This window comes from Bacillus sp. TE9106W (assembly GCF_054062215.1).
Window position 1 is genome coordinate 66,353 of the sequence record NZ_JBSSFA010000017.1, and the last position, 14,602, is coordinate 80,954.

Here is a 14,602-nt window from a genome sequence, read left to right on the forward strand (position 1 = left end):
ACATGTAACGGTTACTATTTTTAAAAAATTTCAATGATACATAACAAACTGAAATAAGTAAAAAATGGTAAATTTATCATTGTATGTATAAATAGATTATGGAGTATGTTAAGATTTTTATGTATCCTTAAACTGTTATATAAACCTATATCATAGGGGATTTTTACAATAAGTAAAAAGTGGTAGAGGTTTATATGAGTATCCGATATATATACTATTTTTGATAAATTAAAATAGTAATATTTTATGAGATTTGTATTGTTGAAATAAAGATTTCAATGATAGATTTTCATAGGACGGATTGTTGCGAGTGGATATATATTGTTATGTTTTCGTCTATAAGTAGACGGATAGCAAATATATAGGAAGGAGAAAGGTACAAGATATGAAGAAATCGTTGAAGTGTTTTAATGTCGTAACAATAATCGCACTTCTCCTATCCATCACCTTGCCTTCACCTAGTGCTTTTGCAGAGATACATAAGAAGAACTGGGATGAGTTACAAGGAAATGATGTGAGAATTAAGGCAGAGCAAGTAAATGCTGAAATATATAGGGGAGAAGTAGCTGAGAGGGAGCACGTATTTCAATATACGATTGAAAATACGGGAGATACACCAATTCAAGAATTGGTACTTAAACAAAATAATGAAAATGAAATTACGTTCCTCTCGCAATCTATGAAAGTAAACGGAGAGAAGTTACCTGAAAATAAAGTAGCGGATTTCTATGTAGAGGAAAAAGATAAGGGAGGAAAGCTTCTTTCTTCTAATCTTAAAATTCGAGATTTAAAATCACACGAAAAAATGACTGTGTTAATAAAAGCTAGTCGCACGCAGCATTTTAATAAAGAATACAAACAAAAGATTAGTGTACAAAAAGATCAAGTACAAATAGGGAGCATGTCCTTTGATGTGGAAGGGATTCCTTCTGAAGACAAGGTAGAAGCTACTGCTGATGATGAGGCTGACAGTAGTAAGAAATCAGTAGTCCCATCTGTTAATAATACAACTAAAAAAGTTGATGAAAAGCTAAAAGTATCTGTAGAAGATACAAATAAACCTACATCCAACACAGAACTGGTAAAGCAACCAGTAACTGAAGCTGAGAAACAGCCAGAAAAAGAGGTAGCAAAGCAGAGTGATGCAGAAGTACAAGCTGCGTCAGAGAATGCTTCAAAGGTTCAAATTCAGGTAGGAGATAAGCAAGGATTTGGAGATCCGTTGTATTCCGTAATTACTGCTGGTGATTTAGTGCAGACGGGTAATACGACGCTTGGCCTAGTTGATGAGAAGACTCGATATGGTAGACAAAGCCTGGGGTATAGGACGGATAAATATACTGTTAATGTCGATAAGGTTGATGGCAACTTTAACTCATCAACAGGTGCATTTCCACAAATCCCTGCTGGAAGTAAAGTGAAAAAGGCCTACCTATTTTGGACAGCAGCAATGGGTACACCACTTTATGCTAAAGAGAATGTAGTTAGCGATGAAGATGTAAGGCAGCCAGTTAAGATGAAAATGGGAAATAAAGAATATACTGAAGTAAGTGCTGATAGTATACGAAAAGCAAAAGCTATATCTTATATCTCAGATTACTCTACTGGTGTTAATGGTGATGGTTATGTTGCATATGCTGACGTAACAAATGTAATTATGGAACAAGGTATTTCTCAAACGGTGACAGTTGCGAATGTGCCTCAAATGACAGGTGACAAAGGTAATGGCTACTACTGGGGCAACTGGAATCTTATATTAGTTTATGAAAACTATAAAGAAACAGTAAAAGATATGAAAATTTGGGAAGGTTTAGTTGTTCAAAAAAGTACAGCTTGGGCAAATATTAGTGTTAACAAAATAAACACACCGAAAGAAGGTGCTTTTAAGGCGAAATTTAGTTATTTCTCTTCACAAGGAGATCCTGCTGAAAATGATGGATATGCTTGGGATTATGGAGAATATGACTTTGGATTAGGATATCAAAAGTTAAAAAATATTAACGGTAAAGAAAATGATGTGAATGACTCGTCTATGACAGAAGTACAGGTAGACGGTACTAACGAGTTTGTTACGAAAAAATATCCGGGATATAACCCAGATTGGACAAATTCATTTAGTACAGATATTCATACGTATCATCTTGAGGGACCAAAACAAGTAAAAAGTGATTTAAAAGAAGCAAAAATGCGTTTTAGGGCAAATAGTGGCTATGGTGATATTTACGTATTAAACAACGCCACATTCGTCACAGAACATAATGCGCCAAACTTACAAGTTGATAAAAAGGCGTTAGATAGTGCCGGAAAAGAAATTAAGGAAGTTAAAGCTGGCGAAGAGATTACGTACAAAATTGAAGTGAAAAATGATACGAAGAACAATCAAGCGCCGGTATCTAATGTAAAAGGCTTTGATAAATTAGATGATCGCTTAGAGTATGTCCCAGGATCAATTCAATATGTTACTGGTAGCAATACAGGACAAAAAACAGATGATGCAAGCGATGATGAAGCAGAGTTTGTAAATAATCAAATTGATTTCCGTATTGGTGAAGGGGCAGATGCTAAAGACGGTGGGGTTTTAAAGCCTGGTGAAAGTGCCATTCTTACATTTAAGGTGAAAGTGAAAGAATCTATAAAATCAGATACAACAGTAAAAAATGTCGTTGCTGTAAAGGGACAAGATAGTGCCGAGATAAAGTATGAGAGTGAAGACGATGCAAATGTTACGATTACGATTCCAAAAGAGGTTCCTGGAGAAATAGAAGCGAGAAAAATAGCTTCTAATAAATCACCGAAGTTAGGTGATGAGGTAGAGTATCGTATTACATTTAAAAATAAAGTAAAAGATGGATGTCTAGACGTATTGACAATTGAAGACGAATTACCAAGTAGTCTTGAGTTTGTGAAAGATAGTTTGAAAGCAGAAGGTGAAAAACCAGAGCCAGTAGAACTGAAATTTGAAAATGGAAAAATCATTGCAAAGTATCCAGCAATTACGGATATGGAAGAAAGAAGTATCGTCTTTAAAACAAAGGTAAAAGAAAATGCGGAAATTGGTAAAGAAATTACTAACAAAGCGACTGTAAGTGATAAGACAACTTCTCCAAAGAATATAGAAGAAAAGATTACACCGCAGCATAAGGCTGGCAAGATTGATGCAAAGAAAAAAGCAACAAATAAGCATCCGAAGCTAGGAGAAGAATTTGAATATCAAATTAGTTTCAACAATACGGTAGAAAACGGAAAACTAGAGGCCGTTACAATAGAAGATGAAATTCCAGCTAACTTGGAATTTGTTCAAGGCAGTGAGAGAGCTGAAGGCGCTGGACCAAGTCCAGTAGAGTTAAAAGTAGAGAATGGTAAGGTAATCGCAAAATATCCAGAGATTACGGATACAAAAGAGCGAAGCATCATTTTTAAAGTGAAAGTAAAAGAAGAGGCAAAAGTAGGAGAAACGATTGTTAATAAAGCGGTTGTGAGTGAGCCAAATGGACAGTCGGAGCATCCAGAAGAAAAGGTTACGCCAGATTATAAAGACGGTAAAGTAGATGTAGATAAAAGTGTAACGAATCAAACACCAAAACTAGGAGAAGAAGTGGAGTACCGCATTACATTTCATAATACGGTAGAAAACGGAAAACTAGAAAATGTACTGGTAGAAGATACATTACCTAAAGATGTTGAATACGTAAAAGATAGTTTGAAAGCTGAAGGCATCAAACCAGAGCCAGTAGAACTAAAAATGGAAGATGGTAAAATCATTGCAAAATATCCAGAAATTACGGATACGGAAAAAAGAAATATTGTTTTTAAAGTAAAAGTAAAAGATTCGGCAAAAGTAGGGGAGGCAATTGTAAATAAAGCAATTGCAAAAGATCCGAAAAATAAGCCTGTTGAATCGGATGTTGTTATTACACCGCAAAGTAAAAAAGGGGAAATTGCTGCTACAAAGGTAGTTAATAATAAGAAACCAAAGCTAGGAGAAGAAATTGAGTACCGCATTAGTTTTCATAATATGGTAGAGAACGGAAAACTAGCAGAGGTACGAGTAGAAGATACAATTCCAAAAGGTCTTGAATATGTAGAAAATAGTATTAAGGCTGAAGGGGAAGCGCCGAGTCCAGTAGAATTAACAGTTGAAGCTGGGGTAGTTAAAGCTAAGTATATCGATATTACGGATACGAAAGAAAGAAGTATCGTCTTTAAAGTAAAGGTGAAAGAAGAAGTAGAAGTAGGTAAAGAAATTGTGAATAAAGCAATTGTTGATGATACGAAACATCAACCAATTGAGCCGGAAGAAAGAATTACCCCACAACATAAAGATGGGATAATTAATGCGGCTAAGATAGTAGATAATCCATCACCAAAACTAGGAGAAGAAGTGGAATACCGAATTAGCTTTAAGAATACGGTAGAAAACGGAAAACTAGAAAAGGTAAAAATAGAGGATACAATCCCTAACGGTTTAGAGTATGTAAAAGGTAGTGAAAAGGCGGAAGGCGATAAACCAGCTCCAGTAAAGTTACATGTGAAAGATGGAAAAGTTATCGCTGAATACGAAAATATTACAGATACGAAAGAAAGAAGTATCGTCTTTAAAGTAAAGGTGAAAGAAGAAGCGGAAGTAGGCAAGGAAATCGTCAATCAGGCAATTGTTGATGATACGAAAGATTCGAAAAAGCCAGAAGCAAAAATTACGCCATTACACAAGGACGGAAAAATTAAAGCAAAGAAAAGCGTAAATAATGAAACACCGAAGTTAGGAGAAGAAGTAGAATACCGAATTAGCTTTAAAAATACGGTAGAGAACGGAAAACTAGCAGAGGTGAAAATAGAAGATACTTTACCAGAAGGTGTAGAGTATGTAGAAAATAGTTTGAAAGCAGAAGGTGCCGGACCAAATCCAGTAGAGTTGAAAATGGAAAATGGGAAGGTACTGGCGAAGTATCCAGAGATTACGGATATAGAAGAAAGAAGTATTACTTTTAAAGTAAAAGTAAAAGAAGAAGTAAAAGTCGGTGGAAAAATCGTCAATAAAGCAATTGTTGATGATACGAAACATGATCCAATTAACCCAAAAGCAGAAATTACTCCTCAGTATAAAGATGGGAAAATTGAAGCGGAAAAGGTTGTAAATAATCGATCACCGAAGTTAGAAGAAGAAGTAGAATACCGAATTAGCTTTAAGAATACGGTAGAGCATGGAAAGCTAGCAGAGGTAATAATAGAAGATGATTTACCAAATGGATTAGAGTATGTGAAAGGTAGTTTACAAGCGGAAGGTTCTAAGCCGGATCCGGTGGAATTGAAATTTGAAAACGGTAAGGTAATGGTGAAGTATCCAGAGATTACGGATACAAAAGAGAGAAGTATCACTTTTAAAGTGAAAGTAAAAGGTAACGTGAGCGATACAATTGTCAATGAAGCAATTGTGAGCGATACGAAACATCCGCCAGAGACACCGAAAGCAGAAATTATTCCGCAGCATAAAGACGGAAAACTTGAAGCGAAAAAAGTAGTAAATAATCTATTACCGAAGTTAGGAGAAGAAGTAGAATACCGAATTAGCTTTAAAAATACGGTAGAAAACGGAAAACTAGCAGAGGTAAAAATAGAAGATACTTTACCAGAAGGTTTAGAGTATGTAGAAAACAGTTTGAAAGCAGAAGGTGCCGGAACAGATTCAGTAGAACTGAAATTTGAAAATGGTAAGATAATGGCGAAGTATCCAGAGATTACGGATACAAAAGAGAGAAGTATCACCTTTAAAGTGAAAGTAAAAGATGAAGTGAAAATTGGTGGGAAAATCGTCAATAAAGCAATTATTGATGATACGAAAAAAGAGCCAGAAACACCGACGGCAGAAATTACTCCGCAGCATAAAGATGGAAAACTTGAAGCGAAAAAAGTAGTAAATAATCCATCGCCGAAGTTAGGAGAAGAAGTAGAATACCGAATTAGCTTTAAAAATACGGTAGAGAACGGAAAACTAGCAGAGGTGAGAATAGAAGATAATTTACCAAATGGCTTAGAGTATGTGAAAGACAGTGTGAAAGCAGAAGGATCTAAGCCAGAGCCGGTAGAACTGCAAGTAAAAGACGGAAAGGTAATCGCCAAATATCCAGAGATTACGGATATAGAAGAAAGAAGTATCGTCTTTAAGGCGAAAGTAAAAGAAGATTTCAAAGTTGGAGAAGGAATTGTCAATAAAGTAGTTGTTGATGACACAAAAGATCCAACGACTTCAGAAGTAACGATTACCCCAGAATATAAAGACGGTAAGCTGAAAGCTGAGAAATTTGTAAATAATAAGAAGCCGAAATTAGGAGAAGAAGTAGAATACCGAATTAACTTTAAAAATACGGTAGAAAACGGAAAACTAGTAGAGGTTAAAGTAGAAGATGAAATTCCAGCTGGACTAGAGTATGTGGAGAACAGTTTACAAGCAGAAGGTTCTAAACCAAGTCCGGTAGAACTGAAATTTGAAAACGGCAAGGTAATGGCAAAGTATCCAGTAATTACAGATACAAAAGAAAGAAGTATTGTCTTTAAAGCGAAAGTAAAAGAAGAAGCAGAAATAGGCAAGGAAATCGTTAATAAAGCAATCGTAGTAGATACAACACATGAGCCAGAAAAACCTTATGTGGAAATTACACCGCAATATAAAGACGGTAAGATTATTGCGGAGAAAGTGGCGAATAATCATAAGCCAAAACTAGGAGAAGAAGTAGAATACCGAATTCGTTTTAAAAACACGGTAGAAAACGGGAAACTAGCAGAGGTAAACATAAAGGATACATTACCAAAAGGTTTAGAGTATGTAGAAGGCAGTATCACGGTAGAAGGTTCTAAACCGAAACCAGTAGAACTACAGGTTAAAAATAATAAGGTAATGGCAAAGTATCCAGCAATTACAGATACAGAGGAAAGAAGCATTGTCTTTAAAGCAAAGGTAAAAGAAAGTGTAAAAGCGGGAGAAGAAATCGTAAATGAGGCGATTGTGGATGATACAAAGAATGTACCAGAAGAGCCTTATGTACCGATTACACCGCAATATAAAGATGGGAAAATTGAGGCAAGAAAAGAAGTAAGTAATCATGAACCGAAACTAGGTGAGGAAATCGAATATCGAATTATTTTTAATAATACGGTGAAGGATGGAAAGCTAGCAGAGGTGAAGATAGAAGATGAAATTCCAGCTGGCTTAGAGTTTGTACAAGGAAGCGAAAAGGCAGAAGGTGCAGAGCCAAAACCTGTGGAGTTGAAGGTAGAAAATGGTAAGGTAATTGCAACGTATGCAGAGATTATGGATACGGAAGAAAGAAGTATTGTCTTTAAAGTAAAGGTGAAAGAATCAGTTACAATAGGAAAGGCTATTACAAATAAAGCAATTATTCATGTGGATGATCCAAATCACCCTATAATTGAACCGACAGCTAAAATTACACCGCAATATAAAGACGGTAAAATTATTGCTCATAAAAAGGTAAATAATGATAAACCGAAGCTAGGAGAAGAAATCGAATACCGCATTTCATTTAGTAATACGGTGAAAGATGGAAAGCTGGCAGAGGTGAAGATAGAAGATGAAATTCCGTCTGGTTTAGAATACGTGAAGGATAGTCTAAAAGCAGAAGGGGATAAACCAGCGCCAGTAGAGTTGAAAGAAGAAGCGGGTAAGGTTACCGCGAAGTATGAAAATATTACTGACACGAAAGAAAGAAGTATTATCTTTAAAGTGAAGGTGAAAGATACAGCTGAAGTGGATAAGGCAATTGTAAATAGAGCAATTGTGGATGATACAAAAAATCCACCAGAGCGACCAGAAGTAGAGATTACACCGCAGTATAAAGAAGGTAAAGTTAAAGCTGATAAAAATGTAAGTAAAAAAGATCCGAAGCTAGGAGAAGAAGTAGAATACCGAATTAGCTTTAAAAATACGGTAGAAAACGGAAAACTAGCAGAGCTGAAAATTGAGGATCAATTACCAGCTGGCTTAGAGTGTGTGAAGGATAGTTTAAAAGCAGAAGGTAATGAACCAAATCCAGTAGAGTTAAAAGAAGAAGCTGGAAAAATTACAGCGAAGTATGAGAATATCACTGATACAGCGGAGCGTAGTATTAGCTTTAAGGTGAAAGTAACGGAAGCAGTAAAGGTCGGTAAGACAATTGTGAACAAGGCAATTGTGGATGATCATAATCCAAAGAATCCTCCGCAAAAACCAGAAGCGATTATTACGCCGGAGTATAAGGATGGAAAACTAAAAGCTGAGAAAACAGTAAATAATCCAGCTCCAAAATTAGGAGAAGAAGTAGAGTATCGAATTACTTTCCGTAACGTAGTAGAGCATGGAAAAGTAGCGAAGGTGAAGATTAAGGATGAATTACCAACGGGCTTAGAGTTTGTAGAAGGTAGTGAAAGAGCCGAGGGAGAGAATCCGAAACCGTTGCATGTGAAAGTGAAAAACGGAATCGTCCTTGCAGAGTATCCAGAAATTGTGGATACGAAAGAAAGAAGTATTATCTTTAAAGTAAAAGTGAAAGAAAAAGCTAAAGTAGGCGAGGAAATTGTGAATACGGCGGTTGTGGAAGATACAATAAATCCACCAGAGCAACCGAATATTGCTATTCAGCCTCAATATAAAGATGGTGCATTACAAGCAGAAAAAACAGTAAGCAATCAGGAACCGAAGTTAGGAGAAGAAGTAGAATATCGAATTAGCTTTGAAAATACGGTAGAGAACGGAAGGCTAACTGAGGTAAAGGTAGAAGATGAAATTCCAGCCGGTTTAGAATACGTACAAGATAGTATAAAGTCTGATGGGCCGGAACCAAATCCAGTAGAACTTAAAGTTGAGAATGGAAAAGTAACAGCAAAGTATCCAGAAATTACGGATATGAAAAAAAGAAGCATCATCTTTAAAGTGAAAGTACAAGAAACGGTACAAGTAGGAAAAGGGATTATAAACAAGGCGATTGTCGATGATAATAATCCGACGACTCCGCCAGTTGAGTCACTTATACCAATTACACCGCAATATAAAGATGGGAAACTAGAGGCAAGGAAAGAAGTAAGTAATCATGAACCGAAGCTAGGAGAAGAAATCGAATATCGAATTACTTTTAATGGCACAGTAGATGGCGGGAAGTTAGTTGATGTGAAAATTGAAGATGAAATTCCAGCCGGTTTAGAATATGTGAAAGATAGCCTGGAGGCTGTAGGTGATAAGCCTGTACCAACAGAGCTTAAAGTAGAGAATGGAAAAGTAACAACGAAGTATCCAGAAATTACGGATACGAAAGAAAGAAGTATCATCTTTAAAGCGAAGGTAAAAGAAACAGTAAAAGTTGGAGGGGAAATAACAAATAAAGCGATTATTCATGTGGACGATCCGAACCATCCAGTTATAGAACCGACAGCGACAATAAAGCCAGAATATAAAGATGGTAAGTTAAAAGCAACGAAGGCAGTAAGTAATAAAGAACCGAAGCTAGGAGAAGAAGTAGAATACCGAATTAGCTTTAAAAATACGGTAGAAAACGGAAAAGTAGCAGAGGTTAAAATTGAAGATCAATTACCAGATGGCTTAGAGTATGTGAAAGATAGTGTCAAAGCCAAAGGGGCAATAGAAGTAAAAGTAGAGAATGGAAAGTTAACTGCGAAGTACGAAAATATTATAGATACAAAAGAAAGAAACATTACTTTTAAAGTGAAAGTAAAAGAAAAAGCCGGTGAAGAAATTGTAAATAGAGCAATTGTTGATGACGGAATAAATCAACCGCTTGAACCAACAGTCTCAATTAAGCCGAAAGAGCCAGAAGTGAAACCGGAAGATCCGAAAGAACCAGAAGTGAAACCGGAAGATCCGAAAGAACCAGAAGTGAAACCGGAAGATCCGAAAGAACCAGAAGTGAAACCGGAAGATCCGAAAGAACCAGAAGTGAAACCGGAAGATCCGAAAGAACCAGAGGTGAAACCGGAGGATTCAAAAGAACCAGAAGTGAAACCGGAAGATCCAAAAGAACCAGAAGTGAAACCGGAAGATCCGAAAGAACCAGAGGTAAAACCGGAAGATCCGAAAGAACCAGAGGTGAAACCGGAAGATCCGAAAGAACCAGAAGTGAAGCCGGAAGATCCGAAAGAACCAGAAGTGAAACCGGAAGATCCGAAAGAACCAGAGGTGAAACCGGAAGATCCGAAAGAACCAGAGGTGAAACCGGAGGATCCAAAAGAACCAGAAGTGAAACCGGAAGATCCAAAAGAACCAGAAGTAAAACCAGAAGTAAAACCAGAAGTAAAACCAGAAGTAAAGCTGGAGAAACCGGAAGTAAGATTGGAAAAATTAATTAAAGAGCCGCAAGTAAAAGTAGAGAGAGAATTACCGAAAACAGGGGCAGCGTCTCCGTGGATGGTCTCAGTTGGTGCGGGAATTTCATTCTTAGTTGGCGGAGTATTATTTGTATTAGGTAGAAGAAGAAAACAATAATTCTTTTTAGATGAAAAGCACAATGAGTTCGATTTTGTATCGGATTCATTGTGCTTTCGTTTTCTGATATAAAAGGAAAAGCTCCTTCCATGCGTGGAAGGAGCTTTATTTTTGTATATTAAAACATACTAGAGCTGTGCATCGGTTGAAGTTTTGCGTTTGGATCGAAGTAAGCTTTCGCATTGTTTACTGCGGTTGGTGCTTCACCAAAGCCGCAAGCAATGAGTTTTACTTTTCCTTCATATGTACAAATGTCACCAGCAGCGTAAATGCCAGGAATATTTGTTTCCATTTTCGAGTTCACGAGAATGCTGTTTTTTTGTATATCTAAGCCCCAGTTTTTAATTGGGCCAAGGGAAGAAACGAAGCCGTAGTTTACGATTACGTCATCAACATCGATGATAATTTTTTCTTCCGTTTTTACATGCTGAAGAACGACTTGTTCAATTTTGTCATCACCAATGAGTTCTACTGGGACGTACGGTGTGCTTACTTCTGCACGAGAGTTCATTAAGCTTTCTACGCTATGTTCATGCGCACGGAATTTATCACGGCGATGAACGATTGTAACCTTGTCAGCGATTGGCTCTAACATCATTGTCCAATCAACAGCTGAATCGCCGCCGCCAAATACTACGACGCGCTTACCAGCAAATTTATTCATATCATCAACGAAATAATGTAAATTTTTCTTTTCGTACTTTGCTGTCCCTTCTAATTCTAAGCGGCGTGGTTGGAAAGCACCGTTACCAGCAGTAATAATGACTGATTTAGAATAGTGAGTTTGCTTATTTGTAACAAGTTTAAATATACCGTCAGCTTGTTTCTCAAGCGTATCAACAGCTTCTTCTAAACAAACGGTTGGATCAAATTTCTTCATTTGCTCTTTTAAGTTATCAACTAACTCTTGTGCACGCACTTTCGGGAATCCAGCTACATCATAAATGTATTTTTCAGGGTAGAGTGCGGATAATTGTCCTCCAAGCTGAGGTAAGCTTTCAATAATTTTTACACTTGCTTGTCTCATACCGCCATAAAATGCTGTGAATAGTCCTGTTGGACCACCACCAATAATCGTTATGTCGTAAACTTTTTGATTTTCTGCCACTTTCATTCCCCCTATAGATGGAATTTTGATATTGATTTCATATATTGTTCATATGTACACGAAAATCCTGCAAATGATGATACTTTCAAATAAATGATAGCATATTTCAGTTCATAATACTTCTGAAAACGACTGAATTGTGTGTAAGTTTTCGCATAGACACTTTTTAATTGTATAAAATATGGAGAAAGGAAAATACATGAAAAAAAGGCTGAAAAACCCTTGAAAACGCTATGTTATTTTAAAATATTGATAATTCTCCAGACGCTTGAATTCTGGAATAAAACCGACTAATATAGGGAAGTATTATGTTAAATTTCTATGACAAAATTCGTACGATTTTTTGACTGCATTTTGTTATGATATAGAATGTGATAAATTCCACATTCTTGACAAATAGAGTTTTTTGGTACTTGGTATTATTTTTTATTACTATTATATAAAGAAAAGGGTTGTGATTTGGTGAAGACTCCAAAAATCGTAGTTTTAGGTGCAGGTTATGGCGGGATGATTACGACTGTTCGTCTGCAAAAAGCATTATCTGTAAATGAAGCTGAAATTACGTTAGTAAACAACAACAGCTATCACTACCAAGCGACTTGGTTACATGAGAGCGCAGCTGGTACATTACAAGATGAAAAAATCTGTCTAGATATTCAAGACGTTATTGATACAAATAAAGTGAACTTTGTACAAGACACAGTAGTAGAAATTAAAGCTGCTGAAAAACGTATTATCTTAAAAGATGGCGAGTTAGAGTATGACTACTTAGTAATCGGTCTTGGTTTCGAATCAGAAACGTTCGGAATTACAGGACTAAAAGAGCATGCATTCTCAATCGCTAACATTAATGCAACTCGTCAAATTCGTGAGCATATGGAAGCTAGTTTCGCTAAATATGCAACTGAAAAGCGCGATGAGTTAGTAACAATCGTTGTTGGTGGTGCTGGATTTACTGGTATCGAGTACGTAGGTGAGCTTGCAAACCGTGTTCCTGAACTTTGCAAAGAGTACAATGTACCACGTGAAAAAGCACGTATCATCTGTGTAGAAGCTGCTCCAACAGCACTTCCAGGTTTCGATCCAGCATTAGTAGAATATGCTGTAAAACAACTTGAGAAAAAAGGTGTAGAATTCCGCATCGGTACAGCAATTAAAGAAGCAACTGAAGAAGGCATTATCGTTGCAAACGGTGATGATACTGAATTAATTAAGTCTGAAACAGTAGTTTGGGCTGCAGGTGTTCGTGGTAATGGTATTGTGGAAGAGTCTGGCTTTGAAGCAATGCGCGGACGTGTAAAAGTTGATGAGTACATGCACGCTCCAGGATACGAAGATGTATTCATGGTTGGTGACGCAGCGTTAATCATTAACGAAGAAATTAACCGTCCATATCCACCAACAGCACAAATCGCAATTCAACAAGGTTACAACATTGCACACAATTTAACTGTGTTAGTTCGTGGTAAAGGCGAAATGAAGAAATTCGTATTTGATAATAAAGGATCTGTATGTTCTTTAGGTCATGACGATGCAATGGGCGTTGTTATGGGCAAAAAGTTAACAGGTTGGAAAGCTTCTTTCATGAAGAAAGTTATCGATAACCGTTACCTATTCTTATTAGGTGGACCTTTATTAGTTCTTAAAAAAGGTAAATTAAAGTTCTTTTAATATATAGTAGAAAAAGCAGAAACGGCTAAGAGCTGTTTCTGCTTTTTTCGTATAGTACACGCTTTCTATACAGTAATAGAAAGATGCAAAAAATCGTAAGACAGATGGGAGTAATACTTTTTTGAAATATTGTTGGATCGGAAAGTGGGCGAGTCCAATGTCTTAATCCGAAAATCATACCAATTAAGAAGGAAGTATATGAAATGAGATAAAGAATAATTGCTTTTCCAGAAAAAGAAAATGCCGATTCAAGAAGCCAATGTTTTGTTCTCTTCATAGTATATGTCCCCCTATTTACGTTTTTTATTAACAATATATCAAAAATATGGAATTTATCATAGTGCATTCGAAAGGAAAAGTAACAGCATATTTGAAAATATAGTATAATATACAAAAAAGAAAGAATATTCTGTCCGTTCTAGTGGAGGAGGGTATGACATCATGGAGAAACGAGGGAAAGTGTGGTTAGCTGTCAGTGGCCTAGTAGCTACAAAAGATGGAAGGTGGCTGTTCGTTAAGAAGAAATACAGTGGATTAAAGGGGAAATGGTCTTTACCGGCTGGTTTTGTAAATGAAGGTGAGACGATTGATGAAGCTGTGAAACGCGAAGTGTTAGAAGAGACAGGTATTGTCGCTCATGTGAAGGGGATCATTGGTGTTCGATCGGGCGTAATTCACAATGAGATTAGTGATAATATGATTATTTTCCTTTTGGAACCTGAAGGGGAAAACATTATTGTACAGGAGAAGGAATTGTCTGAAGTAGCGTTTCTACATCCAGATACGATTGCGGACGATCCAAATACGTCTGTGCTTATTACATATTTGTTAGAAAGAAAATCAGAATTACATCTTGAAATGGACAAAACATTAAATCCAGGAGAGCAGTTTGGTTATACGGCCTATCACGTATTTACGGCGCATACGAAGGAGAGGGAGAAAGAGTGAGTATACCGGTACTACTTATTTCAATGATGTTATTTTTTATTTTGTTTTTTGGAATTGGATTTTTACTCAATATGATATTGCGAGCGACATGGGTAATGGTTATTGTGTATCCAATTGTTTGTATACTTATTATTAATAAGGCAAGTGTGTGGGATTATTTTTCAAAGCCAAAAGAAACATTTTCTTCATTTGGGACAAGTGTATCGCATTTAGGACAAGCAGATGTGTTTATTTTATCTACTGGATTGGTAGGTGCTGCTTTAGCGGGAATCGTAATTAAGAAACTTCGGAAAAGCGGATATCAAATGTTTTAATCTCCAATGCAATTGGAGATTATTTTTTTGCATATTCCTTCATCGTATAGGGAATGATTAACGATGAAGGAGTGT

Annotated in this window: 6 protein-coding genes; 4 read left to right on the forward strand and 2 right to left on the reverse strand. The window is 36.5% G+C overall.

The features are described from left to right. The first annotated feature begins 385 nt into the window (after positions 1-385). Positions 386-10,486 carry an isopeptide-forming domain-containing fimbrial protein gene (locus ACVWY7_RS23665; protein WP_456524001.1) on the forward strand — a complete coding sequence of 3,367 codons (10,101 nt, stop codon included), beginning with the start codon at positions 386-388 and terminating at the stop codon, positions 10,484-10,486. Positions 10,487-10,604: 118 nt separating this feature from the next. Here ACVWY7_RS23665 and ACVWY7_RS23670 read toward each other — a convergent pair whose 3' ends face one another. Then, positions 10,605-11,594: an NAD(P)/FAD-dependent oxidoreductase gene (locus tag ACVWY7_RS23670; protein ID WP_000829779.1), complete on the reverse strand. Its 990-nt coding sequence runs from the start codon at positions 11,592-11,594 to the stop codon at positions 10,605-10,607. A 462-nt stretch (positions 11,595-12,056) separates the two neighbouring features. Here ACVWY7_RS23670 and ACVWY7_RS23675 point away from each other — a divergent pair, with 462 nt between their 5' ends. Further along, on the forward strand, positions 12,057-13,265 hold the full coding sequence (locus tag ACVWY7_RS23675) for an NAD(P)/FAD-dependent oxidoreductase (RefSeq protein WP_000856616.1): 1,209 nt from the start codon (positions 12,057-12,059) through the stop codon (positions 13,263-13,265). A gap of 25 nt (positions 13,266-13,290) precedes the next feature. Here ACVWY7_RS23675 and ACVWY7_RS23680 read toward each other — a convergent pair whose 3' ends face one another. Further along, a complete protein-coding gene (locus ACVWY7_RS23680) occupies positions 13,291-13,542 on the reverse strand; it encodes a hypothetical protein (RefSeq protein WP_000831500.1) in 252 nt (83 codons plus the stop codon). Positions 13,543-13,706: 164 nt separating this feature from the next. On the opposite strand from ACVWY7_RS23680, the gene ACVWY7_RS23685 reads away from it, so the two are divergent. Together ACVWY7_RS23685 and ACVWY7_RS23690 are read left to right on the forward strand one after the other, a co-directional pair. After that, a complete protein-coding gene (locus ACVWY7_RS23685; protein WP_000415298.1) occupies positions 13,707-14,213 on the forward strand; it encodes an NUDIX hydrolase in 507 nt (168 codons plus the stop codon). After that, entirely contained in the window at positions 14,210-14,527 is a 318-nt protein-coding gene (locus tag ACVWY7_RS23690; RefSeq protein WP_000027007.1) for a YuiB family protein, read from the forward strand. Before ACVWY7_RS23685 ends, ACVWY7_RS23690 begins: the two co-directional genes overlap by 4 nt. Positions 14,528-14,602: the final 75 nt, after the last annotated feature.